This window comes from Piscinibacter defluvii, assembly GCF_004011805.1.
Classification (GTDB): Bacteria; Pseudomonadota; Gammaproteobacteria; order Burkholderiales; family Burkholderiaceae_C; genus Piscinibacter; species Piscinibacter defluvii.
On record NZ_ML137196.1, the window covers coordinates 323,801 to 347,339 of the forward strand.

The window sequence follows — 23,539 nt, forward strand, 5'->3', positions numbered from 1 at the left end:
GTCAGTGTTCCGTCCCGAGGTAGGCGGCGCGCACCGCGGGGCTCGCCTGCACCTCCTCGGGCGTGCCCTCGATCAGCTTGGTGCCGAACTCCATCACCACCACGCGGTCGACCAGGCCCATCACCAGGTCCATGTCGTGTTCGACCAGCAGGATCGCCATGCCTTCGTCGCGCAGCTGGCGCAGCACGCCGGCCAGGGCCTGCTTCTCCTTCAGGCGCAGGCCGGCGGCGGGTTCGTCGAGCAGCAGCAGCGTCGGGTCGGCGGCCAGCGCGCGGGCGATCTCCATCAGGCGCTGCGGCCCGAGCGCCAGGTTGCCGGCCAGCTCGTGCATGCGCTCGCCCATGCCGATGCGCTGCAGCTGGCGCTCAGCCTCCTTCAGCAGGCGCTTCTCCTCGCCACGGTCGAGCCGCAGCATGGCCGCGGCCACGCCGTGCCCGCCGCGCAGGTGCGCGCCGAGCGCGACGTTCTCCAGCACCGTCATGCCCGGAATCATCTTCACGTGCTGGAAGGTGCGCGCCACGCCGCGCGCGGCGATCTCGCGCGAGGGCAGGCTGTGGATCGGCTGGCCGCGCAGCCGCACCTCGCCGCGCGTGACCGGCAGCACGCCGGTGACGAGGTTGAAGGTGGTGGACTTGCCGGCGCCGTTGGGCCCGATCAGGCCGAGGATCTGGCCGGCACGCACGTCGAAGCTGACGTCGTTGACCGCCACCAGCCCACCGAACTCCTTGCGCGCGGCCTGCACCTGCAGCACCACCTCGCCGCGCGGCGGGCGCGCGCGCTCGGGCAGCGCGCTCGCGTCGCCCCAGTCGCGCGGCCGCGGCGGGCGCGGCACGCGCGCCTCGACGAAGGCCCAGATGCCGTCGCGCGCGTACTGCAGCACCAGCACCAGCAGCAGGCCGAAGACGATGATCTCGTAGTTGCCGCTGGTGCCCATCAGGCGCGGCAGCCAGTCCTGCAGCTGCTCCTCCAGCACCTTGACCACGGTCGAGCCGACCAGCGCGCCCCAGACATGGCCGACCCCGCCGACCACCGCCATGAACAGGTACTCGATGCCCTTGTTCAGCCCGAAGGGCGACGGGTTGACGGTGCGCTGGAAGTGCGCGAACAGCCAGCCCGACAGGCTGGCCAGCAGCGCCGCGATCAGGAACGCCGTCACCTTGATGCGGAAGGTGTTCACCCCCATCGCCTCGGCCATGGTCGTGCCGCCCTTGACGGCGCGCAGCGCGCGGCCGGTGCGCGAATCGAGCAGGTGCGTCACCGCCACGGTGGCCAGCACCACCAGCAACCACAGCAGCACGTAGAAGCTGCGCCCGGTGTTCAGCGTCAGGCCGAACAGCTCCAGCGCGGGGATGCCGAGCAGGCCGTCGTACTTGCCCAGCGCGTCGATGTTGCCGAGCAGGTAGAACAGGCTCAGCCCCCAGGCGATGGTGGCCAGCGGCAGGAAGTGGCCCGACATGCGCAGCGTCACCCAGGCCAGCGCCAGGGCGGCCACGCCGGTGACGGCCAGGCCGATGAACACCGTCAGCCAGGGCGAGACGGCGTAGGTCAGCGTCAGGTAGGCGGCCGTGTAGGCGCCGATGCCGACGAACGCCGCCTGGCCGAAGCTGGTCAGGCCGGCCACGCCGGTCAGCAGCACCAGGCCGAGCGCCACGAGCGTGTACAGCCCGATGTAGTTGGCCTGCGTGATCCAGAACTCCGGCACCGGCAGCACCGGCAGCGCGGCCACGACGACCAGGAAGGCGATGAACGCGATGCGTCGGATCTTCATTCTTCTTCGTCGTGATGGCCGTGCTGGAAGCTGCGCCACAGCAGCACCGGGATGATCAGCGTGAAGACGATCACCTCCTTGAAGGCGCTGGCCCAGAACGAGCCGAAGCTCTCGATCAGGCCGACGAACACGGCGCCGAGCGCCGCGGCCGGGTAGCTCGACAACGCGCCGAAGATCGCGGCCACGAAGCCCTTCAGGCCGATCAGGAAGCCCGAGTCGTAGAACATCGTCGTGGTCGGCCCGATCAGCAGGCCCGAGAGCGCGCCGATGAAGGCGGCCAGGCCGAAGCTCAGCTTGCCGGCGCCCGAGGTGGAGATGCCCATCAGCCGCGCGCCGAGCCGGTTCACCGCGGTGGCGCGCAGCGCCTTGCCGCGCAGCGTGCGCTCGAAGAACAGGAACAGGCCGACGATCAGCGCGATCGAGGCCATGAAGATGATCAGGGTCTGGCCGGAGAGCGTGAGCGGGCCGGCCGAGAAGCGCGTGTCCCAGAAGCTCGGGTTGCGGAAGCCCTCGGCGCCGAAGAACACCAGGCCCAGGCCGGTGAGCGCGAAGTGCACGCCGACCGAGACGATCAGCAGCACCAGCACGGTGGCATCGGCCACCTTCTCGTAGGCGAGCCGGTAGACCAGCGGACCGAGCGGCGTGACGATCGCCAGCGTCAGCAGGCTCTGCAGCAGCAGCGGCAGCTGGCGCGGCGCGGCCCACCAGGCCACGCCGACCACCACCAGCGGCAGCACCAGCCCCTTGAGCGCGCCGGCCAGCACGCTGCCGGCCGGCAGCCCGCGCCGCAGCCCGGCCAGCGCGTCGAGCACCGCGGCCACCAGCGCCAGCACGAGCAGCAGCCAGACCGTGCCGGGCACCTGGCCGAGCTGCAGCAGCGCCAGCGTCAGCGCACCGTAGGCCACGAACTCGCCCTGCGGGATGAAGATCACCCGCGTGACGGCGAACACGAGCACGGTGGCCAGCGCCAGCAGCGCGTAGACCGCGCCGTTGGTGACGCCGTCGAGCGACAGGATGCTGGCGATGGTGAGATCCATTTACTCGACTTTCCAGTCGCCGTTGACGACCTTCAGGATCACGCCGGTCTCCGTCGTGAAGCCCCAGTGGTTGTCCTTGGTGTAGTTCAGCACGCCGTGCGAGACGACCGTGCGGCCCATGGCCTCGGTGGCGTCGCGCAGCGCGGCGCGGAACTCCTTGGTGCCCGGCTTGCCCTTCTTCAGCGCCACCGGCACGACCTTCTCGAGCACGACGATGGCGTCGTAGGCATGGCCGCCGAACTGGTTGCGGCTGCCCGCGCCGTAGGCCTTCTCGTACTTGGCGACGAAGTCGGCCGCGAGTGCCTTCGACGGGTGGTTGGCCGGCAGCTGCTCGGGGATCACCGCCGGGCCGGAGACGACGAAGGCGCCTTCGACGTCCTTGCCGCCCACGCGCACCAGGTCGCGCGAGGCCGCGGCGTGGGTCTGGTAGATCCTGCCCTTGTAGCCGCGCTCGACGATCGCCTTGTGCGGCATGGCGGCGCCCGAGCCCGAGGCGACGATCAGCATCGCGTCCGGGTTGGCCGAGGCGAGCTTGAGCGCCTGCGCGGTGACGCTGGTGTCGCTGCGCGCGAAGCGCTCCGTGGCGACGATCTGCGGCCCGCCGAGCGCCTGCGACTGGGCCTTGAAGTCGTTCAGCCAGCTCTCGCCGTAGGCGTCGGTGTAGCCGAGGAAGCCGACCGTCTTCACGCCCTGCTTCTTCATGTGCTCGATCATCGCGTGCGCCATCACCGCATTGCCCTGCGGCAGGCGGAAGGCCCAGGTGTCCTTGCCCGCGGGCAGCACCGCCGGCGAGAACATGAACTGCACCGTCTCGGATTCGGCGATCGGCCCGGCCATCGCGATGGCCACCGGCGTGGCGGCCGAGCCCATGATGATGTCGGCCTTGTCCTCGGTGATGAACTTCTTCGCGTTGGTGACGCCCTTGGTCGGATCGGTGGCGTCGTCGAGCACGATCACCTTGAGCTTCTCGCCGGCGATCTCGGTCGGCCAGAGCTTGATGTAGTTGGCCATCGGGATGCCGAGGCCCGAGGCGGGCCCGGTCAGCGGCAGGCTGATGCCGATGGTGATCTCGGCCTGGGCGGCGCCGGCGGCCAGCACGGCCAGGGCCGCGGCAAGGGTCTTGAGCAGGTGCATCGTCATGTCTCCTAGGAACACAGGGCCTTGATGTCGGCGGGAACGGGAATCGCTCGCAGCCGGTCGGTGCCGGGCTCGCGGGTGACGAAGGCACGCACCTCGCGGCCTTCGCAGATCAGCTCGCCGCCGCGTGTCACGCGGTGCTGCTGCACGAACACCTTGTCGCGCCATTCCTCGACCCAGGTGTCGATCGCGATCGTCTCGCCGTAGGTGACCGGGCGGACGAACTTGGTGTTGATCTCCAGCAGCGGCGTGCCGACGATGCCGCGTGTCTTGACCAGCTCGCGCCAGGGCGGCAGGCCGCACTGCATGAAGAACGCGAGCGAGGCCGCGTCCATCCAGCGCGAGAAGTTCGGGAAGAACACGATCCCGGCGGGATCGCAGTCTCCGAACTGCACGTCGACGCGGAAGGTGGTGGTGCGGCTCATCGCTCTTGGGCTCAGCGCGGGGGCAGGCGCAGCGCGCCGTCGAGGCGGATCACCTCGCCGTTGAGCGCCGGATTCTCGATGATGGCGGCGGCGAGCTGCGCGAACTCCTCGGGTTTGCCCAGCCGCTTCGGGAACGGGATGCTCGCGGCCAGCGACTCCTGCACCGCCTGCGGCAGCTCGGCCATCAGCGGCGTGAGGAACAGCCCCGGGGCGATGGTGCACACACGCACGCCGAACTGCGCCAGGTCGCGCGCCAGCGGCAGCGTCATGCCGACGATGCCGCCCTTGCTCGCCGCATAGGCCTCCTGCCCGACCTGCCCGTCGAAGGCCGCCACCGAGGCGGTGTTGACCACCACGCCGCGTTCGCCGTCCGCGAGCGGCGCGAGCTTCACCATCTCGGCCACCACGAGCCGCGTGACGTTGTAGGTGCCGACCAGGTTGACCCGCACGACACGCTCGAAGTCTTCCAGCGGCGCGGGTGCACCGTCCTTGCCGACGATGCGCTTCGCGGTGCCGATGCCGGCCACGTTCAGCAGCAGGCGCGCCGAGCCGTGCGCGGCGCGCGCAGCGTCGAGCGCGGCCAGCACGCTCGCGGTGTCGGTGATGTCGCAGCCGATCCCGATCGCCTGTCCGTCGGCGCCGATCTCGCGCGCCAGCGCCGCGGCGCCGTCGGCGTTGCGGTCCAGCACCGCCACCTTCGCGCCGCGCGCCGCCAGCGCACGTGCCGTCGCGGCGCCCAGGCCCGAGGCGCCGCCGGTGACGATTGCCGCCTGTTGCTCGATCTGCATGCAGCCTCCTCAGCGGCGCGGCAGGATCACGCCGTCGCCGCCGGCGTACAGGTGCTCGACCAGCGCAGCACGGTGCGTCAGCACCGCGCGCTGGTTGATCGAGCCCTTGTCGGTGACCTCGCCGAGGTCGATGCTCGGCGGGTCGACCTGCACCAGCGCACGCGCCACGCGGGTCGCACTGCCGGTGCCGGTGGCCCACAGGCCGTCGACCAGATGCTGGAAGAACTCGCGCACCGGCGCGCTGCCGAGCACCTCGAGCGTCGGCGCGCCGGCGGGGAGGTTGGCGAAGGCCCGGCAGGCGTCCATGCGCGGGAACAGCAGGAGGCCGAGCTCGTCGCGGTTCAGGCCGGCCACCACCACGTCCTGCACGCAGGGGTCGCCCGCGGCGATGACCCTCGCGCGCAGCGGGCCCACCGAGACGAAGGTGCCGGTGGAGAGCTTGAAGTCCTCCGCGGTGCGCCCGTCGAACGCGAAGCCGCGCCCGGGGTGGGCCGGGTCGATCGGCTTGATCGCGTCGCCACTGCTGTAGAAGCCCTCGGCGTCGAAGGACTCGGCGGTCTGCTCGGGTGCGCGCCAGAAGCCCGGCGTGACGTTCGGGCCGCGGTAGCGCACCTCGGTCTTGTCGCCGCTGGGCACCAGCTTGAGCTCCATGCCGGGCGCCGGCAGGCCGATGTGGCCGGACTTCACCTCCTCGGCGTTGGCGCACATCGCGAACGGGCCGGTTTCGGTCATGCCCAGGCCGGTGAGCATGCGGATGCGCTCGCCCACGGTCTGCTCGGCGATGCGGTCGAGCTTGTCCCACACCGGCTGCGCCAGCCCGGCGCCGGCGAAGAAGAACATCGAGACGCGGCTGAGCAGGGTGTCGCGCAGCTGCGCGTCCTCCTCCATCGCGTTGGCGATCTCCTCGAAGCCCTTGGGCACGTTGAAGTAGACCGTCGGCGCGATCTCGCGCAGGTTGCGCAGCGTCTCGGCGATGCCCGCGGGCGTGGGCTTGCCGTCGTCGATGTAGAGCGTGCCGCCGTTGTAGATCGTGATGCCGACGTTGTGGTTGCCGCCGAAGGTGTGGTTCCACGGCAGCCAGTCCACCAGCACCGGCCGCACCTGGCCGAGGCCGGGGAAGCACTGCAGGATCTGCTGCTGGTTGGCGCACAGCATGCGCTGCGTGTTGATCACGCCCTTGGGCAGCTTGGTCGAACCCGAGGTGAACAGGAACTTGGCGATCGTGTCCGGGCCGACCTGCGCGTGCGCCGCGTCGACCGCCGGGGTCACCGGCGTGGCGGCGAGTTCGGCGAAGCGGCGCGTCGCGCGGCCGGCGATCTCGCCGTGCGTCAGCACCACCGGCACGTCGGCCGGCACGGTAGCGGCGATCGCCCGCCCGTAGGCCGAGGCGTTGGAGGCGAACACCAGGCCGGGCGTCAGCACACCCAGGATGTGGCGCAGCTTGCCGTAGTCCTGCGACAGGGTCGAGTAGGCCGGCGAGACCGGCGCGAAGGGCACGCCGGCGAACATCGCGCCCAGGCCGAGCAGCAGGTGCTCGAGGTCGTTCTCCGACAGGATGGCGACCGGCCGGTCCTTCGACAGGTCGAGGTCCAGCAGCGCCTGCGCGATGCTGCGCGCGGTGGCCACGGCCTCGGCGTAGCTGATGCGGTGCCAGTCGCCGCCCAGGTGGCGGCGCGCCACCAGGGTGTGCCCGGGCGAATGCTCGGCCCAGTGCAGCAGCCGGTCGGTGAGCCGGCGCGGGTAGTCGCCCAGCGGCTCGGCCGAGGTGACGAGCGTGCTGCCGTCCGGGCGCTGCACGAAGTTCGCCGCGAGCGAGCCGCCCAGCGGCAGCGCCCGGTACCGCGCACCGCTCATGACTTTTCCACCTTGCCGGCGCGCTTCTCGAGGAAGGCGCGCACACGCTCCTTGGCCGCGTCGTCGCCCTGCGCGATGGCCGACATCAGCGATTCGACGAACAGGCCGTCGGCCTGCGGCAGGTCGGCGATGCGCGGCAGCGCCTGCATCACCGAGAAGTTGGACAGCGGCGCGTTGGCGGCGATCTTCTGCGCCAGCGCCACGCCCCGGGCGAAGCCCTGGCCGTCTTCCACCAGGTACTGCGACAGGCCGCGCTCGTAGCCCTCCTGCGCGTCGAGCACCCGGCCGGTGAGCATCATGTCGGTCATGGTGGCGACGCCGACCAGCCGCGGCACGCGCGCCGAGCCGCCACCGCCGACGAAGATGCCGCGCTGGCCTTCCGGCAGCCCGTAGTACGCGCCGGCCTCGGCGACGCGGAGGTGGCAGGCGCTGGCGATCTCCAGCCCGCCGCCGACCACCGCCCCGTGCAGCACCGCGACCACCGGCACGCGGCCGAACTGGATCGCGTCCATCGCCGCATGCCAGGTGCGCGAGTGCAGGATGCCCTCGGCCACGCTGCGCTCGGAGAGCTCGGAGAGGTCGAGCCCGGCGCAGAAGTGATCGCCGGCGCCGGTGAGCACGACCGCGTGCACCTCGGACGGCAGGTTGACGAAGCAGGTGTGCAACTGCGCGACCAGCGTGTCGTTGACCGCGTTGCGCTTGGCCGGCCGGTTCAGCCGCACGTGGGCCACGGCGCCGGCCGTCTCGATGTGCAGCAGGTCGAGACCGGCAAGCAAGCCGGCAGCGGGAACGAAGGCGATCGTCATGGCGGGCGGGGGAGTTCTATTTAGTTATGAGTTTGAATCAATCGAACCCGCCCGGACACCGGGTAAACCCGCAGCCATCCGCCCTTTCCGTATTGGAAACTCGGCCGCGCCGGTGCTACATTGCGGTGGGTCGAGTGGCGCCGCAAATGGTTCCGCTTTGCAACTAATTTGCTGCCCCGTCGGAGAGCCCCGTGAACACCGCCGAGCTGATCGCGATCGACACCCACACCCATGCCGAGGTGTCGTGCTGGAACCCGTTCGACAACTACGGCGAGGAGTACGACCGCGCCGCCGACAAGTACTTCGGCAGCAATCGCCGGCCGACCATCGCCGAGACCGTCGCCTACTACCGCGAGCGCAAGATCGGGCTCGTGATGTTCACCGTCGACGCCGAGGCGCAGCTCGGCCGGCGCCGCATCCCGAACGAGGAGATCGCCGAGGCGGCGAAGAAGAACGCCGACATGATGATCTGCTTCGGCAGCATCGACCCGCACAAGGGGAAGATGGGTGCCCGCGAGGCGCGCCGGCTGATCGAGGATCACGGCGTGCGCGGCTTCAAGTTCCACCCGACGGTGCAGGGCTTCCACCCGGCCGACAAGATGGCCTGGCCGATCTACGAGGTGATCGCCGAGCACAAGCTGCCGGCGATCTTCCACAGCGGCCACTCGGGCATCGGCTCGGGCATGCGCTGCGGCGGCGGGCTGCGCCTGCAGAACAGCAACCCGATGCTGCTGGAGGACGTGGCGATCGCCTTCCCCGACATCCAGATCGTGATCGCGCACCCGAGCTGGCCGTGGCAGGACGAGGCGCTGTCGCTGGCGCTGCACAAGCCGAACGTGTGGATCGACCTGTCGGGCTGGAGCCCGAAGTACTTTCCGCCCCAGCTGATCCAGTACGCCAACACGCTGCTGAAGGACCGCATGCTGTTCGGCAGCGACTACCCGCTGATCACGCCCGAGCGCTGGATGAAGGACTTCGACGAGGCCGGCTTCAAGGACAAGGTCAAGCCGCTGATCCTGAAGGAGAACGCGATGCGGCTGCTCGGCCTCAGCTGAGGCCCGGGCCCGCATACAGCGCCTCCACGTCGGCCGCGCGGCGCTTCAGCACCGCGCCCTGGTTGATGTAGCCCTTGTCGGTGATCTCGCCGGCGTCCGCGCTGGGCGGCTCGGCCAGCCAGCGCGCGCGGGTAGGCGTCTGCGACGAGCCGCCGCCTTCGGCACGCAGCGCGGCCAGCGCCTCGCGTGCCTTGGCCTCGAGCTGCGCGGGCGAGAGCTCCTTCGCCGCGGCGCTCGGGAACAGCAGCACGCCGACCTCGGCACGGTCGTGCCCGGTGATCACCGCGTCCTGCGCGTAGGGCGCGAGCGCCGAGACCACGCGCAGCCGCAGCGTGCCCACCGACACCCAGGTGCCCGAGGAGAGCTTGAAGTCCTCCGCCACCCGGCCGTTGAAGGCCACGCCCTTCTCGGGCCGCTGCCCATCCATCAGGAAGCCGGCATCACCGATGCGGTAGTAACCCTCCTCGTCGAACGCCTGCGTCGTCTGCAGCGGCGCATTGCGGTAGCCCGGGAAGACCGACACGCCGCGCACCCGCATCTCCAGCTTCTCGCCGTTGGGCACGAACTTCAGCTCCATGCCCGGCAGCGGCAGGCCGATGCAGCCGGCGCGCTCGAGCCGCCAGTGCGCGCTGGTGATGGCCGGCGAGGTCTCGGTCGAGCCCCAGGAGGTGGTGAACCAGACCGGCTCGCCGCGCACCCGCTGCGCCACCGCCTCGAGGCGCTCCCAGCTCGAGGGCGCCAGGGCGGCGCCGGCATAGAACACCATGCGCAGACGCTCGAAGAAGCGCCGCGCGAAGGCCTCGTCCTGCTCGAGGAAGGGCAGCAGCATGTCGAAGCCGCGCGGCACGTTGAAGTAGAGCGTCGGCTGCACGTCCTGCAGGTTGCGCACCGACTTCTCCACCAGCCCGGGCGCCGGCCGTCCTTCGTCGATGTACAGCGTGCCGCCGTGGCGCAGCACCAGGTTGAAGTTGTGGTTGCCGCCGAAGGTGTGGCTCCAGGGCAGCCAGTCCAGCACCACCGGCTTCTCGCGCTCGAGGAAGCGCCAGGCCTGCGCGATCATCTGCTGGTTCGCACACAGCATGCGGTGGGTGTTGATCACCACCTTCGGATGCCCGGTGGAGCCCGAGGTCAGCAGGTATTTCGCGTGGTCGTCGGGCTGGATGGACTCGAAGGCCTGCATCACCGCCGCGCTCTCCGCGGTGCGGGTCAGGTGCTCGAAGGCGAACGCGCCGGGGTACTGCTCCGCGCCCTGGCTGAACACCGCCACGGCCGGCAGCGCGGCGCTGGCCAGCGCCGGCCCGTAGACCGCCGCATCCGACGCGTACACCAGCGCCGGCCCGAGCGTGTTGAGGATGCCCTGGATCTTGCTGTAGTCCTTCGTGAGCCGGCAGTAGGCGCTGGAGACGGTGCACACCGGTCGGCCGACGTGCATCGCGGCCAGCGCGAGCAGCGCATGGTCGACCGAGTTGTCCGACAGCACCACCACCGGCCGCCCCGGCGCGAGGTTCAGGCCGAGCAGGCTCTGCGCGATCGAGCCGACCAGGCGACGCACCTGCGCATAGCTCAGCGAGCGCCAGCCCTCGCCCTGGCGTTCGGCGAGGAACGTCGCCTCCGGCGTCTCGCGCGCCCAGCGCTCCAGCCATTCGCCGATGCAGCGGGCATAGGGCTTGAGCGGCTCCGGCGAGCGCAGCACGAAGGCGCCGCCGTCGAACTGCAGCTTGACCGCGCGCGGCGGCGCGAGCATCGCGGGATCGTCGAAGAAGCCGGCCATGCAACGCCCTTCCATACACTTGTGTATGGTGTGGATGGTAGGCAGCCTGCAGGATATTGCACTCGGGGATTGCCCCAGGATCCGTACAGTGCTGTATGGCATCATGGCCGGCCATGACACGCGCCACGCTGCTCCGCGGGGACTGGATCGCCGCCGCCACCGAGGTGCTGGTGGACCGTGGCATCGACGCGGTGCGCGTCGACGTGCTGGCGCGCGAACTGGAGGTCACGCGCGGCAGCTTCTACTGGCACTTCAAGGACCGCGAGGAGCTGCTCACCGCCGTGCTGCAGGGCTGGCGCGACGCCGCCACCGAGCAGGTGATCCGGCGCTTCGAGGGCCACGGCAGTGACCCGCAGGCGCTGATCGCCGAGCTGATCTCGCTGCCCTTCCGCGGCCGCGCGGCGCAGCGCGCAGCGCGCATCGAGCTGGCGATCCGCGCCTGGGCCCGGCGCGACACGCTGGCGCGCGCCGCGGTCGACGAGGTCGACGAGCGGCGCATCGCCTACATCGCGCAGTGCTTCTCGGCGCTCGGCTTCCCGATCGCCGAGGCGCGCGCGCGGGCCTTCGTGCTGTATGCCTACGAGGTGGCCGAGTCGCTGCTGGTGCGCCAGGGCACGCCGGCGCAGAAGAAGGAACGCAGCGAGCTGCTGCAACGCCTGGTGCTGACGCGCATCGACCGCAGCGCTTGAGCGAGGTCAAGCAGGACCGCCGCCGGAGGGACACACTTCCCGCATCGAAGCACGGAGACGGCGATGAGCACGCTCAAGACGATCCTGGTCCATGCCGATGGCACGCCGCAAAGCGCGGTGCGGCTGCGCCTGGGCGAGAGGCTGGCCGCCGCGCATGGCGCCACGGCACGCGCGCTGTACGCCGTGACCTCGTCGCTGACGCGCTTCCCGATGGCGCTGGCCGCCGGGGCCGACATCGGCCCCACGCTGGTCGAGCTGGACCAGCAGCGGCGCGACGCAGCGCATGCGCAGTACGCCGCGGCGGTGGACCCGCGGCGCGTGGCCTGGCAGGAGGTGACCGACCTGCCGGTGGCCGACATGGTGCGCGCCGCCTTCTATGCCGACCTGCTGCTGCTCGGACAGCGCCCGCCCGGCCCGACCGGCGCGGCCGACGTGCCGGGCGACTTCGTCTCCTCGGTGATCCTGGACAGCGGCCGGCCGGCGCTGGTGCTGCCGCATGTGCTGCTCGAGCCGGTGCTGCCGCGCCGCGTGCTGGTGGCCTGGAAGGCGACCCGCGAGTCGGCCCGCGCCGTCACGGCGGCGCTGCCGCTGCTGCAGCAGGCCGAGTCGGTGCAGGTGGTGGTGTTCGACGAGGGCGAGGGCATCCGCGACGAGCAACCGATCAGCGGCTATCTCGCCGCCCATGGCGTGAGCGCCACGCTGAAGAAAGAGGTCGCGCTCGAGCACGAGCTCGGCGCGCAGCTGCTCTCGCTGGCCGCCGACGCGCAGGCCGACCTGCTGGTGATGGGCTGCTACGGCCACGGCCGCGCACGCGAGTGGGCACTGGGCGGCGTGACACGCACCGTGCTGGCCTCGATGACGCTGCCGGTGCTGTTCAGCCACTGACCGGGCTCACTCGCCCTCGGGCTCGACCTCCGGCGCCGGCGGGTGGCGCACGATGGTCACCGGCAGCGCGGCGTCGTGCAGCAGCGCATGCGCCACCGAGCCGAGCCGCGTGCCGGGCGTCTCGCCCTTGCCGCGCGCGCCCATCACGACGAGATCGCAGCCCTGCTCCTCGGCGATGTCGTGCAGCGTCGCGGCCGGCTCGCCCTGGGCGATCTCCTGCACGAACTCGGCGCCCGCGGCCTGGCACAGCGCAGCGGCCTCCTGCAGCGAGTGCTCGCCGGCCGAGCGGCAGATCGCCTCGATCTGCTCGGCATCGTGCACGCGCAGCAGCTCCCACAGGCTGGCCGGCTCCTGCACGTTGGCCAGCACCAGGCTGGCCTGCAGGCCCTCGCGGATCAGTTGAAGCGCGTGCTGCACGGCATCGAGCGAGGCGCTCGAGCCGTCGACGGGGACGAGGATCTTCATCGGCGGGCTCCAGGTCGGGCGGGCGGCAACCGCCCGCGCCGCCAAGACTACCTGAGGCCGGAGGTGTACTTCTTGAGCACGCGCGCGCGCAGTTCCTCTGCGGTGGGCCCGCCGGCCGGCGGCGGGGCCTTCGGCGTGTCGGCGATGCGCGGGCCGTGCAGGCGCCGCTCGACGTACTTCGCATAGTCGAGCGGGAGCTGGCCGACGTCGACATGCCGCCCGAACTCGCGGCGCATGGGCACGACCATGCGCACGAGGTAGTTCATCAGCTGGCCGTCGGGGCCGTCACCGGCCATGGTGCCCTCCTACCGTGCGGCACGACCAGGCCGATCAGGCGCAGCGGCAGCCAGGTGCCGACCATGCCGCTGACGCCATGCGGCGCAAACACGTCCAGCGAGTCGTCGATGCCGGTGGTGGACTTGAAGCCCACTTCGGCTCCGTGCCGAAGCCGCGTCGCGGCCCGGGCACCACCGCCGCAGCCAGCCCCCCACGCCCGAGGCGATGTGCACCACGGTGCCGCCGGCGAAGTCCATGTGGCCTATCTGGGCGAGCCAGCCGGTGGGGCGCCGGATACAGTGCGCCACCGGGGCGTAGATGAGCACCGACCACAGGGCCGCGAACACCAGCGTGATGCCCATGCGCATGCGCTCGGCCGTGGCGCCGAGGATCAGCGCGAAGGTGATGATCGCGAGGGAGAGCTGGAACAGGAAGAACACCGATTCCGGGATCCTCGGCGCCGAGGGATGGGCGCCGGCGCCCCTGCCGACCAGCCCCTCGGCGAACACCCAACCCAGCCCGTCGACCTAGGGCGTGCCGCCGCTGGTGAAGGCGATCGAGTAGCCGACCATCGCCCAGCACACCGTGACCGCCGCGGTGGCCGCGATAGTGTGCGCGATGATCGACAGGCCGTTCTTCGCCCGCAGCATGCCGCTGTAGAACAGCAAGGTCCAGGGCACGGTCATCAGCAGCACCAGCACGGTAGAGATCAGCATCCAGGCCGTGTCCGCGCCGTTGAAGGCAGGTGTCGCGGCCAGCGCCGCCAGCGGTGCGTCGGCCAGGCCGGCCGCCAGCAGGCGAGGCACCTCCCCGAGGATCGATCGCAGATTCATCTTCCGCTCGCTCCAGCCGCGAAATGCGGGTCCCCTTGACGGACCGGACATTCGGGCAAGCCAAGGCCCTTTGTCCGCACAGAAACTCACCAATTCGCCATCCTATGCCGTGAATGAGCCCGAGCGATTTGGGGTCATCACTTGCCAGCCGGGCCGGATCCGGACCAGCCAAACCCCGATGGTCGACGGAACCGGCGCCTTTAGCGCCGGCCGAACTCGATCCCCGCAACGATGCTTGCCGTTCCGGCGGCCTGAGCCGACGGCGACTGCACCCGCAGCAGCTCCCAACGCTGCGATGTATCTAGCCCGGCATTCAAACCGTCCAAGTAGTCGGTAAGCGCCGCCGGTTCCATGACCTCGAGGTCGACTCGCGCCAGGCGCTCGGCGCTGACGATTTCGACCGCGAGCACTCGGACGCCCGCGACGTGCACCGATTCCAGCGCAGAAAGTACCGTAGCCGCGTCGAAGGAAGCCGCCTGGAGCATGGTGACAGCGTCCCGGTAGTACGCGGGTTGCGCATGGAGTGTCGAAGCGGCACGGCCGGTCCCCTGTTGCCGTTCGAACGCCAGGCTGCGCTCCTGCAGGCGCAGCGCGAGCGCCGTGGCCTGATCCCCTGCCTCGAGAGCGCCGAGGATCTGCGATCCCGCCAGCAGCAGCAAGGAGAGCGCGAGCGCGATACCGAACCCGGCGCGCACACGTCCCCGATCGAGCACGTCGATGTTCAGCGGCCTCACGTCCAGGTCTCCACCAACACACCCAGCGCGCAGGAGACGGGCTGGCCCACGGGTGCAGAACCGAGGCTCCAGATGCTGCGGGGCCCGGCCGGCAGGTCGGCCGACAGCATCGCGCGGGCGAAGGCCGCCGCCGCGGCCTCGCGCCCGTGCGCCAGAAAGTAGGTGGCGGCGAAGCCGAAATCCTCCGCCGGTCCGGCGAGCACCGTCAGCGCGTCGCTGTCGCGCACGGCGATGGCCTGTGGGGCATGGGGGCCACGCAAGCAGGTGTTCAGCGCCTCCGCCCACCACGGGGTGATCGAGGCCAACCGCCGGCCCAGCGCTTCATCCGTCAGCCGCTCGAGCAAGGCCCCGCTGACAGCCGCGGCCATCGGTACCGCCGGATTGGCTCCGCGCTCGAGCCAGACCCGGCAGCGCCCGGCGAGCCCGGTCCTCTCGCCGGCGAGCGCCTGCGCCACCTTCAGCATCTCGGCTCGGTTGCGCAGTCCCTGCAGCGCCGGCAGCACGCAGGGTCGACACAGGGCGCCGCTGAGCCAGACCCGGACACGGCGTCGGTCGGCGCGGCGCGCCAGTTCCTCGCGCGCCGCGGCCAGCCCGGCCTCCCATTGCTCCACGGCGAGCGACAGGCGCAGCTCCTCGCCGTCGCACAGGCTCACGGCGCGATCACCGAGGTAAAGGTCGTACGGCCTAGTCCCAGCCCACCACACGCTTGATCTCCTCGGTTGTAGTGAGCCCCTCCCGCATCATCGCGGCGGCGCGTGTCGAAAGCGATGGGACGCCAGACGCGCGAACATGCTCGCGCAGCGCCGACACCGGCGCGCCGGAGGTGGCCAGATCGCGGAACCTGTCGTCGATGCCGTGCACCTCGGCGATCACCACGCGGCCGCGGTAGCCGCTTCCGTGGCAGGCCGCACAGCCGCGCGCGTGCGGAACCTCCTGGTCCGCCATGTCGAGTGCATGCAGCCAGTGCTGCTCGTGGGCACTCGCCTCGCGGTGCCCCGCGCACGCGCTGCACAGCCGCCGCACCAGCCTCTGCACGACCACACCGTTGAGCGACGACATGAAGCCGAACATGTCCAACCCGAAGTGGCGAAAGCGCCCGATCACGTCGAACACGCTGTTCGCGTGCACGGTCGTGAAGACCTGGTGCCCGGTCAACGCCGACTGCACGGCGATCTCGGCCGTCTCCGCATCGCGTATCTCACCGACCAGGATGCGGTCCGGGTCGTGACGCAGGATCGAGCGCAGGCCCTTCGCGAAGGTCAGGCCCTTGCGCTCGTTGACCGGGATCTGCAGCACGCCCGGCAGCTCGTACTCCACCGGATCCTCGATCGTGATGATCTTCTCGAGCCCCGAGTTGAACTCCGACAGCACGGCGTATACCGTGGTCGTCTTGCCGCTGCCGGTGGGTCCGGTGACGAGCAGCATGCCGTGCGGACGCTCGGCCAGGTCGCGGATGCGCGCGGCACTCGGCGCGTCGAAACCGAGCAGATCGAGCGAGACCGCGGCGTCGCGCCCGCGCAGCTGCGCCTTGTCGAGCAGGCGCAGCACCGCGTCTTCGCCGAACACGCTGGGCATGATCGAGACTCGCAGGTCGATGCCGCCCTCCCCGATCGGGAAGCGGAAGCGCCCATCCTGCGGCGTGCGCCGCTCGGTGATGTCGAGCTGGGCCAGCACCTTGATGCGCGAGATCACCTCCTCGGCGCGGTGCGGATCCTCCATGCGCGCGAAGCGGGTCATCACGCCGTCCTGCCGGAACTTCACGGCCACGCCGCTGCGGTCACACTCGAAGTGGATGTCGCTCGCCCCTTGCTGGAAGGCGGAGCGCACCGCGGCGTCGACGAAGTCGACCACCGGTCCGCCGATCGGCGACCCGGCGGCCGGCGGCCGATCGCCGTCGACACGGCCGCTCGAGGCACCCAGCCAGCGTTCGAGCAGCGTCGCGGGTGCCGCTGCGAGCACCGGCGTAGCCCCAAGCGCCAGGCTGGCGCGGCGCACACGCTCGTCGTCCCAGGGGTCGGCCATGGCCAGGCGCAGCGTCGCCTGTCCGGCGCCCCGCAGCGGCACGCAGCCGATTGCACGGGCCGCCTGCAGATCCAGGCGCGCGAAGTCCGGCACCAGGCCGTCGGCGTCATGCACCACCTCGACGCCGGCATGGCGCCCGAGCTGCACGGTCAGCTCGGGTGCCGGCAGGCCGGTCGAGCGCAGCAGGATGTCGAGCACGCTGCCACCGCCGGCCTGGTGAAGCCGGCGCGCCGACTGGATGGCCGCGACGATACGGCCGGCCTCGTCCGCCCGCGCGTTCATCGGATGCTGCTCGCGATGTCGAACACCGGCATGTACATCGCAACGACGATTCCGCCGACCAGCAGCGACACTGCCAGCAGCAGCGCCGGCTCGACGATGCGGGTGGCACGCTCGATGAAGGTGCCGAAGTTGCCGGCGTGGCGCTCGGCGATTGTCTGCAGCACCCGGTCGAAGCTGCCGCTGCGCTCGCCGACGGCGAGCAGCCGCTGCGTGACGCTGTCGGTGAGGTCGGCCTCCCCGAACGCGGCGGAAACCGGCCGGCCCGTCGCCAGCGCCCGCTGCGCACGCTCGACGCGATCGGCGAGTCCGCCGCCCAGCCCGAGCGCCGCGCAGTGGCCGAGCGCATCGTCGAGCGCGTAGCCGCCACGGAACATCAGCGCGAGCGACTGGTACAGCTTGGCGAGGCGGAACTCGTCGAACTGGCGCCGCAAGGGCGGCACCGCCTCGGCGGCCCGGATGGCCCAGCGGGCCACGAGGCCGGCGCGCCAGGCCGCGGCCAGCGCCGCCGCCGCGCCGGCCAGCGCGAGCGCGACCGTGCCGCCGTGCGCGGCCAGCGTGCGGCTCAGCGCCACCATGGTCCGCGTCGCAGCGCTCACCGGGCCGTGCAGCTCGCCGTACATCCCGGCAAAGCGCGGCATCACGAAGAGCAGCAGGAACAGCGTGATCACCGCACCCAGCGCCACGACGACGGCCGGGTAGATCGCCGCGCCGAGCAGCTGCCTGCGCAGCCGCTCGAGCAGCTCGTGGTAGCGCAGGTAGTCGTCCAGCGCCGCCACCAGGCCGCTGGTGCGCTCGCCGGCGCGTACCCCGGCCACCAGCACTGCGGGGAACACCGCCGCATGCTGCATCGCGGCGGACAGCGCCCGCCCCTGATGCAACTGTTCGACCAGCAGCGCGTGCACCTCGGCGCGCGCGCGGCCGAGCGGCTGCGCCTGCAAGGTCTCGAGCGCCTCCACCACCGTCATGCCGGCGGCCAGCAGCGTGCGCAGTTCGCGGCACCACCAGGCCACGTCCAGTTCGCTGCGCCTAAGGCGCGGCGCGCGCGCGGCCTGAGCCGCCCGCTCCACCGACAGCACCACGCGGCCCGCGGCTTCGAAACGCCCCGCCGCTTCCTGCGCGCTTGCCGCGTCGGCGGATTCCTGCCTGACCACTGCCGCAGCGGCATCGAACCAGCGCACGGTGTACTGCATGGCGATCAATCAGTTGCTGATGTCGGCGTCGTCGCCCGAGCCGCCGGCCACGCGGTCGCGCCCGGGGCTGAACAGGTCGTAGTCCTTGCCGCGGCTGCTCGGGATGCGGTACTGGTAGGGGCTGCCCCAGGGGTCGAGCGGAACCTGGTCCTTCAGGTAAGGGCCGCGCCAGCGTGGCTCGTTGGGCGGCGCCGTCACCAGCGCGCGCAGCCCGTCGCCCTCGCTCGGAAAATGCCCCATGTCGATGCGGTAGGCCTGCAGCGCCTTGTCCAGCGCGTCGATCTGTGCCTTTGCCGCGGTGGTTTCCGAACGGGCGATCTGGCCGAGGAACCTCGGCGCGACGATCCCGGTCAACAGGCCGATGATCAAGATGACGACGAGCAGTTCCAGCAGCGTGAAGCCGCGTGACGGTTGGCGATGGGTCATGTCGCGCCCTTGGCGATGAACTTCCAGTCCGAATAGCGCATGGCGGGCGGCAGCACCCGGTCGTCCAGCACGACGGCACCTTGGGCGAGCGGCGCAGCCTGGCTGAGGCTGTGCACGCCGACGATGCCGCCCTGCTGGTCGCGCAGCAGCCCCCAGCCGGCGCCGGGATTCACCGGGTCGCCATAGGCCTTGCGCAGATGGCGCTGAGTACCGACGAAACGCGTGTCCAGGAGCAGCACGTCCAGCGACGGCGGGTATTGCCTCAGGCTGCCGGGTGACAGGTCGCGGTAGCGCTCGATCGCCTGCGCGTAGAGCGTGCCGATGCGCAGCAACTCGCGCTCGCGGTCGCGCTGCGCCTGTTGCGACCACAGCGGCCCGGCCATCGAGAGCCCGAGCGAGACCAGCGCGAGCAGCAGCAGCACCGCGACGAAGGTGTAGCCGCGCTGTGCCCGTCCACGCTGCTCACCACGCCGCATACGCGCTCCCGTCGTGCGCCTGGCCGGGCGCGCCGCTGCGGATGTCGGCGACCGCGCCGGTGGCCGTGGCCGGCGGCGGTACGATCACCCAGCTGTCGCTGCGCTGCGTGACCGGGTCGATCGGCAGGCTGCGCAGGTAGCGTCGCGCCACCAGTTCCTCCAGCGCCGCCGGGTAACGCGCCTGGTCGGCATAGAACTTGTCGATGGCGTCGCGCACCTGGTGCAGGTTCTGCTTCAGCGCCACATCGCGCGCCTGGTCCAGGTGCTGCACGTAGCGCGGCGCCGCCACCGCGAGCAGCAGCGCAATCGCCGCCAGTACCACCAGCAGCTCGATCACCGTGAAACCCACGCTGCGTCCGGTCATCACCAGTCCTTCAGCGGCACGCCGTTCAAGCCGGGGCGGGCCGAACGCGAGTAGACGTCGTAGACATCGGCGCCGGGCTGCGGGCGCTCGGCATCGGACAGGTAGCTGCGCAAGCCCCAGCTCGCCTCGGGCGGCAGCGCCGGGTCGGCGAAGGGATCGCGCGGCACACGGCGCAGGAAGCGCAGCACCTCGCTGCGCCGCTCGGCGCGGGCATCGGGCCAGGCTTGTGTGAGGGCGAGCAGGTCCGGCGGGTACTGCGAGCGACCCGGCTCGGCGGCGATTGCACCGGCCGCGCGCGCACGCTGGTAGGCATCGATTGCGTCGCGAATCTCCCACAACGCGCGCTTCAGCTCGCGCTCCTTTTCGCGCTGCACCGTCAGCTCGGCCAGCGGCATCGCCATCGTCGCGAGCAAGCCCAGCACCGCCAGCACGACCAGCAGTTCGACCAAGGTGTAGCCGCGCATCAACGCACCTGCACCGTCCAGGGCGCCGTGGGCGCGGGAGACGGCGTCACGGCACCCAGCCCGATCGGCTGCGCCTGATCGAGCCGCACTTCGGCGGGGCCGGCGGCCAGCGCCCTGAACTTCAGCGTCAGCAGCGTACCCTGGCCGCTTGCGCCGGTGGCCTGATTGCGCAGCACGCCGATGCGCGCCCGACCGGCCGCCGACTCGACGTTGTGCGAGAAGCTCGTCGTCGCGCCGTCGCGGCGGAAGAACTCGCCCTCGGCAGCGTCCTGCCACTCCAGGCGCGCCCTGTCGTAGCCGATCGTCAGCGGCATGCCGCGCAAGCTGGCCACGGTGTTCAGGTCCAGCTTCAGCTCGACCGTGTCGCCGATCTTCACCTCGGCCGGGCCGAGCCAGCGGAACGCCAGCGTCGCCGGCGCCGGCGTCGGCTCGCGGCGCTCCTCGCCGGCCCGCGCTGCGGCCGAGGCCGCCGGCGCGGCCGCAACCGGCGCGGCCTCGGCCGCCTTGGCCAGCACCGGCAGGCGCAGCCGCGGCTGCGCGTCGGTGCCGACCCACAGCTCGGTCTCGTTCGCGTCGGGCCGGCGGATGTTGCGCAGCACGCGCGGCGTGATCGCGAGCACCAGCTCGGTCCGCTGGCCGTTGTCGAGCTGGCTGGAGAACAGCCGGCCGAGCACAGGCAGGTCGCCGATGCCGGGCACGCGGCTCGCGCTGCTGCGGTCGTCGCGGCTGATCAGGCCGGCCAGCAGCTGCGTCTCGCCGTCGCGCAGGCGCAGCATCGTGTTCGCATTGCGTGTGCCGATCTGATAGGCGATCGAGCCGGTGGACGTCTTCACCGCCGAGCCCAAGGCGCTGACTTCGAGCGCGATGCGGATCGCCACCTCGTCGTCCGCGTAGACGGTGGGCTCGACGTCGAGCTTCAGGCCCACGTCGAGGTAGCTGACGCTCTCGGAAACGAAGTTGCCGGTGCCCGTCGTCGTGGTGATCACCGGGATCTTGTCGCCGATCAGGATCTTGGCCTTCTCCTTGTTGCGCGCGCGGATGCGCGGGTTGGCCAGCGTCGTGAAGTCACCCACCTGGCGCTTCAGGTTCACCAGCAGCCCGCCGATGCCGAGCGCAAGGCGGTCGCGGTTCAGGCCGCGGATGTTGCCCAGCGTCAGGTCGTCACCGCCGTCCGGCGCAAGCGGCGTCAGCGAGAACGAATCCGGGTACTTGATGCCGAGTTCGGTGAGCCGCGTCGAGCTGATCTCGAGCACCTCCACCTCGAGCAGCACCTCCGGCTCGCCGGCGTCGTACAGCGCGATCAGCCGTTCCGCGAGCTGGATGTTCTCGGCCGTGTCGCGCAGCGAGAGCATGTTGCTGCGCTCGTCGACAAAGGGCTCGCGGATCTTCAGCATCGCGCGCAGAAAGGCCGCAGCGCCCTTGGCCTCGGCGCTGGCGAGGTAGAACACGCGCACCACCTGCTCCTGGTGCTCGCGCTGCTTCTCCGGCGTGTTGGGGTAGATCAGGATGGTCTGCGGATCCAGCACCTTCTTCGCCAGCTGGTTCGTGCTGGTGATCAGCTCCAGCGCGTCCTCCACGCGCGTCTGGCGCAGAAAGACGGTGATGCGCGCCTCGGCGCGGATGTCGCGGTCAAGCACGAAGTTGATGCCGCTGTTGCGCGACACCACGTCGAGCACGGTGCGCAGGCTCGCGTCGCGGAAGTCCAGCGAGATCGGCCGCGTTTCCGCCAGCGCGGCCTGCGCGGCGCGCACGCGCGTCTGGCGCAGCTCGATCTCGATGCGCCGCTGCAGGGCCAGCAGCCCGGCGTGGCGCGGGTTGTCCTTGAGCGCCGCTTCGATGGCGCGCAGGGCCGGCTCGGCGCGGCCCTTCGCGAGCAGCGCCTCGGCCTCGGCCAGCGCGGCCTGCTGACGCTGCTCGGTGGCCAGATCGGCCAGTTGCGCACCGACCCGGGCATTCCTGGGGTCCAGGTTGCGCGCCCGATCGAGCAGCGCACGGGCCTCGTCGTAGCGGCCGGCCGCACGGGCGGCGGCCGCCTCGGCCACCAGCCGGCCGAGTGCCTCGCCACGCGCCTGGATCAGGCCGCTGCGCAGCAAGGCACTGTCCGGATGATCCTTCAACCCGCCCTCGAGGGTGCGCACGGCCTGCTCGTACTCGCCCGAACGCAGCGCCTGCTGCGCCTCGTCTCGGATGCGCTGCTGGGCGCAGCCGGCCGCCAGCAGCAACACGGACGTGGCCAGCAGCAGCCTTGCCAATCGCACGCCGCGGCCGGTGATGATTAGGGGCTTCATCGGGAGGACGGCTCTGCTTCGGGCGGAACGGGGATCGCGGCGTGGGCGCCGAGCGGCGGATAGTGCAGCCGGATTTCGGAGGGCCCGATCGCTTCCACCATGTAGCCCTCCTCCAGCCGCATGCCGACGGTCACAACCACGACGGCGTCGGCCTTGGCGAGGTAGACATGCTGCTGGCCCGTCGGGTCCGTCATGCGGCCCAGATAACGATACGCGAGCACGGGCGCCTCCGGCGCCGGGGGGGGCGCCGGCGGAGCGGCGGCCACCGGCCGCGGCGCCGGGGGGGGCTCGGGCGGTGGCGGGGCGACCCCGACGAACGGGTCGAAGCGCGCGGGCTCGAGGCGCTGGGCTGGCAGCTTGGCGGGGAGCATGTCCGCGCGGCCCGGCTCGCCGGCCGGCGAACGAGGCGCCATCGCCGCCAGTTCGCTCGGTGCGTACCCAGGACCCGCCGGCGGCTCCTCGGGCACCCAGAGCGCGATGGCCGACAGCACAACCGTTGCAGCCAGCATCCAGCGAAGACTCTGTCGCATCACGAAGGGCGGTTGGGCGTCAGCGGCCTGCTGCCGGCACGGCGGCGGGCCGGCTCAGCAAGGTCAAGGCCACCGACGCCTCCAGCTGCGTCGGCGCGCCACCGCGGCGCAGGCTCAGGCGTTGCATCAGCAGCCATTGGGGGTAGCGGTCGAGCAGCGCCGACAGCGTGGACTTGATCGACGCGTAGTCCCCGCGCAGCTGCACGGCCAGCTCGACGCGCCCCAGGCTGGCCGGCGTGGCCAGGCGCTGCGCCGCGTCCACCGACACCACTGCGGCTCCTCCGGCACCCTGCAGGCGCTGCAGCTCGCGCACGACGGCATCGACCGCAGCGGTTTCAGGCAGGCTGCGCGCGAAGTCCGCGGGCTCGTCCTGCACCGCCGGCGCCACAGGCGGCGCGGCATCCGGCAGCGGCGCTGCGGCCAGTTGGGCCTGGATGCGCCCTAGACTGCGATGAGCCTGCCAGTTCCACGCCATGGCGGCGGCGGCCGCGAGAGCGGCGACAGCGCAGGCGGCCCGCCAGGGCCATGCGGCCGGGCGTGCGGCGGCAAGAAAGGGCATCTTCACGGCGTGCCGCCCTTTGCACACATGGTCGGATTGCGGGCACTCCGGCTGCGTTGCTGAACACTGGCGGCAGCTATCATTCGCCCCATACCGAGCGGCATGTCATGAGCAGCGTCGCCACCGAAAGTCTGATCCCCGAGCACCTGAAGGCCATTCGTGCCGACCTGGGGGACGTTCGGCGCGAACTGCGCGACGTGAAGGCGCGTCTGGCGTCGCTCGAGAACCAGGTCGTCCAGATGCACAAGAGCATCGCCTTCGTGCATGAGGACATCGCCGGGGTCAACGCAAGAATCGACGGGCTGAGTGACCGTGTCGAGAAGATCGAGCGCCGGCTCGAGCTGCGCGAGACGGTGTAGCCCGCTCGGCAAGAACCCCCACCCGAAACCGGGCGACCAGCTCGCCGGCGGGCATC

General features: G+C 71.2%; 26 protein-coding genes and 1 pseudogene. 4 read left to right on the plus strand and 23 right to left on the minus strand.

Annotated elements, in window-relative coordinates; genetic code table 11:
- Position 1: 1 nt before the first annotated feature.
- The 7 genes from D9C15_RS01485 to D9C15_RS01515 are packed head-to-tail and all read right to left on the minus strand — an operon-like array spanning position 2 to position 7,815.
- Positions 2 to 1,768, minus strand: a complete 1,767-nt coding sequence (locus D9C15_RS01485; RefSeq protein WP_127995650.1) for a branched-chain amino acid ABC transporter ATP-binding protein/permease — start codon at positions 1,766 to 1,768, stop codon at positions 2 to 4.
- On the minus strand, positions 1,765 to 2,805 hold the full coding sequence (locus D9C15_RS01490; protein WP_127995651.1) for a branched-chain amino acid ABC transporter permease: 1,041 nt from the start codon (positions 2,803 to 2,805) through the stop codon (positions 1,765 to 1,767). The genes D9C15_RS01485 and D9C15_RS01490 overlap by 4 nt, the downstream gene beginning before the upstream one ends.
- Positions 2,806 to 3,939 (minus strand): ABC transporter substrate-binding protein, encoded by a 1,134-nt coding sequence (locus D9C15_RS01495; RefSeq protein WP_127995652.1) that lies wholly within the window; start codon positions 3,937 to 3,939, stop codon positions 2,806 to 2,808.
- An 11-nt stretch (positions 3,940 to 3,950) separates the two neighbouring features.
- The gene (locus D9C15_RS01500; protein WP_127995653.1) at positions 3,951 to 4,367 is read right to left on the minus strand and encodes an acyl-CoA thioesterase; all 417 of its coding nucleotides are present in this window, start codon (positions 4,365 to 4,367) and stop codon (positions 3,951 to 3,953) included.
- A gap of 11 nt (positions 4,368 to 4,378) precedes the next feature.
- Positions 4,379 to 5,155, minus strand: a complete 777-nt coding sequence (locus tag D9C15_RS01505; RefSeq protein ID WP_127995654.1) for an SDR family NAD(P)-dependent oxidoreductase — start codon at positions 5,153 to 5,155, stop codon at positions 4,379 to 4,381.
- A gap of 9 nt (positions 5,156 to 5,164) precedes the next feature.
- Positions 5,165 to 7,009: a feruloyl-CoA synthase gene (locus D9C15_RS01510; protein WP_127995655.1), complete on the minus strand. Its 1,845-nt coding sequence runs from the start codon at positions 7,007 to 7,009 to the stop codon at positions 5,165 to 5,167.
- Positions 7,006 to 7,815: a crotonase/enoyl-CoA hydratase family protein gene (locus D9C15_RS01515; RefSeq protein ID WP_127995656.1), complete on the minus strand. Its 810-nt coding sequence runs from the start codon at positions 7,813 to 7,815 to the stop codon at positions 7,006 to 7,008. Before D9C15_RS01515 ends, D9C15_RS01510 begins: the two co-directional genes overlap by 4 nt.
- Before the next feature lie 191 nt (positions 7,816 to 8,006).
- On the opposite strand from D9C15_RS01515, the gene D9C15_RS01520 reads away from it, so the two are divergent.
- Complete coding sequence (locus D9C15_RS01520; protein WP_127995657.1) at positions 8,007 to 8,870, plus strand: amidohydrolase family protein; 864 nt, start codon at positions 8,007 to 8,009, stop codon at positions 8,868 to 8,870.
- Here the strand turns inward: D9C15_RS01520 and D9C15_RS01525 are convergent.
- Positions 8,863 to 10,641, minus strand: coding sequence for a feruloyl-CoA synthase (locus D9C15_RS01525; RefSeq protein WP_127995658.1), 1,779 nt, complete (start codon positions 10,639 to 10,641; stop codon positions 8,863 to 8,865). The two genes, D9C15_RS01520 and D9C15_RS01525, sit on opposite strands and share 8 nt — an antisense overlap.
- A 113-nt stretch (positions 10,642 to 10,754) precedes the next feature.
- Here D9C15_RS01525 and D9C15_RS01530 point away from each other — a divergent pair, with 113 nt between their 5' ends.
- Both D9C15_RS01530 and D9C15_RS01535 read left to right on the plus strand, forming a co-directional pair.
- Complete coding sequence (locus D9C15_RS01530) at positions 10,755 to 11,330, plus strand: TetR/AcrR family transcriptional regulator (protein ID WP_164886610.1); 576 nt, start codon at positions 10,755 to 10,757, stop codon at positions 11,328 to 11,330.
- A gap of 63 nt (positions 11,331 to 11,393) precedes the next feature.
- A complete protein-coding gene (locus D9C15_RS01535) occupies positions 11,394 to 12,215 on the plus strand; it encodes a universal stress protein (protein ID WP_127995660.1) in 822 nt (273 codons plus the stop codon).
- Positions 12,216 to 12,221: 6 nt separating this feature from the next.
- Here the strand turns inward: D9C15_RS01535 and D9C15_RS01540 are convergent, their stop codons facing one another.
- The 15 genes and pseudogenes from D9C15_RS01540 to D9C15_RS01605 all read right to left on the minus strand — a co-directional run bounded on the left by D9C15_RS01540 (position 12,222) and on the right by D9C15_RS01605 (position 23,130).
- On the minus strand, positions 12,222 to 12,680 hold the full coding sequence (locus tag D9C15_RS01540) for a universal stress protein (RefSeq protein WP_127995661.1): 459 nt from the start codon (positions 12,678 to 12,680) through the stop codon (positions 12,222 to 12,224).
- A 47-nt stretch (positions 12,681 to 12,727) separates the two neighbouring features.
- The gene (locus tag D9C15_RS01545; RefSeq protein ID WP_127995662.1) at positions 12,728 to 12,976 is read right to left on the minus strand and encodes a hypothetical protein; all 249 of its coding nucleotides are present in this window, start codon (positions 12,974 to 12,976) and stop codon (positions 12,728 to 12,730) included.
- On the minus strand, positions 12,946 to 13,110 hold the full coding sequence (locus tag D9C15_RS33870) for a hypothetical protein (protein ID WP_240668288.1): 165 nt from the start codon (positions 13,108 to 13,110) through the stop codon (positions 12,946 to 12,948). Before D9C15_RS33870 ends, D9C15_RS01545 begins: the two co-directional genes overlap by 31 nt.
- A gap of 70 nt (positions 13,111 to 13,180) precedes the next feature.
- A pseudogene (locus D9C15_RS33875) lies at positions 13,181 to 13,840 on the minus strand (ammonia channel protein); the annotation flags it as partial.
- Between the two features lie 149 nt (positions 13,841 to 13,989).
- Positions 13,990 to 14,523, minus strand: a complete 534-nt coding sequence (locus D9C15_RS01555; protein WP_127995663.1) for a hypothetical protein — start codon at positions 14,521 to 14,523, stop codon at positions 13,990 to 13,992.
- Positions 14,520 to 15,176, minus strand: coding sequence for a hypothetical protein (locus D9C15_RS01560; protein WP_127995664.1), 657 nt, complete (start codon positions 15,174 to 15,176; stop codon positions 14,520 to 14,522). The genes D9C15_RS01555 and D9C15_RS01560 overlap by 4 nt, the downstream gene beginning before the upstream one ends.
- Before the next feature lie 31 nt (positions 15,177 to 15,207).
- Complete coding sequence (locus D9C15_RS01565; RefSeq protein WP_127995665.1) at positions 15,208 to 16,827, minus strand: GspE/PulE family protein; 1,620 nt, start codon at positions 16,825 to 16,827, stop codon at positions 15,208 to 15,210.
- The gene (locus tag D9C15_RS01570) at positions 16,824 to 18,017 is read right to left on the minus strand and encodes a type II secretion system F family protein (protein WP_127995666.1); all 1,194 of its coding nucleotides are present in this window, start codon (positions 18,015 to 18,017) and stop codon (positions 16,824 to 16,826) included. Before D9C15_RS01570 ends, D9C15_RS01565 begins: the two co-directional genes overlap by 4 nt.
- Before the next feature lie 9 nt (positions 18,018 to 18,026).
- Positions 18,027 to 18,443 (minus strand): type II secretion system major pseudopilin GspG, encoded by a 417-nt coding sequence (gspG, locus tag D9C15_RS01575; protein ID WP_127995667.1) that lies wholly within the window; start codon positions 18,441 to 18,443, stop codon positions 18,027 to 18,029.
- Complete coding sequence (locus D9C15_RS01580; RefSeq protein WP_127995668.1) at positions 18,440 to 18,919, minus strand: type II secretion system protein; 480 nt, start codon at positions 18,917 to 18,919, stop codon at positions 18,440 to 18,442. The genes gspG and D9C15_RS01580 overlap by 4 nt, the downstream gene beginning before the upstream one ends.
- Positions 18,906 to 19,283 (minus strand): type II secretion system protein, encoded by a 378-nt coding sequence (locus D9C15_RS01585; RefSeq protein ID WP_127995669.1) that lies wholly within the window; start codon positions 19,281 to 19,283, stop codon positions 18,906 to 18,908. The genes D9C15_RS01580 and D9C15_RS01585 overlap by 14 nt, the downstream gene beginning before the upstream one ends.
- Positions 19,283 to 19,747 (minus strand): prepilin-type N-terminal cleavage/methylation domain-containing protein, encoded by a 465-nt coding sequence (locus D9C15_RS01590; protein ID WP_127995670.1) that lies wholly within the window; start codon positions 19,745 to 19,747, stop codon positions 19,283 to 19,285. Before D9C15_RS01590 ends, D9C15_RS01585 begins: the two co-directional genes overlap by 1 nt.
- Complete coding sequence (locus tag D9C15_RS01595) at positions 19,747 to 22,035, minus strand: secretin GspD/PilQ domain-containing protein (RefSeq protein ID WP_127995671.1); 2,289 nt, start codon at positions 22,033 to 22,035, stop codon at positions 19,747 to 19,749. Before D9C15_RS01595 ends, D9C15_RS01590 begins: the two co-directional genes overlap by 1 nt.
- Positions 22,032 to 22,544, minus strand: a complete 513-nt coding sequence (locus tag D9C15_RS01600; protein WP_127995672.1) for a hypothetical protein — start codon at positions 22,542 to 22,544, stop codon at positions 22,032 to 22,034. Before D9C15_RS01600 ends, D9C15_RS01595 begins: the two co-directional genes overlap by 4 nt.
- A gap of 40 nt (positions 22,545 to 22,584) precedes the next feature.
- Complete coding sequence (locus tag D9C15_RS01605) at positions 22,585 to 23,130, minus strand: hypothetical protein (RefSeq protein ID WP_127995673.1); 546 nt, start codon at positions 23,128 to 23,130, stop codon at positions 22,585 to 22,587.
- A 101-nt stretch (positions 23,131 to 23,231) separates the two neighbouring features.
- Between D9C15_RS01605 and D9C15_RS01610 the strand changes: the two genes are divergently transcribed.
- A complete protein-coding gene (locus tag D9C15_RS01610) occupies positions 23,232 to 23,483 on the plus strand; it encodes a hypothetical protein (protein ID WP_127995674.1) in 252 nt (83 codons plus the stop codon).
- Positions 23,484 to 23,539: the final 56 nt, after the last annotated feature.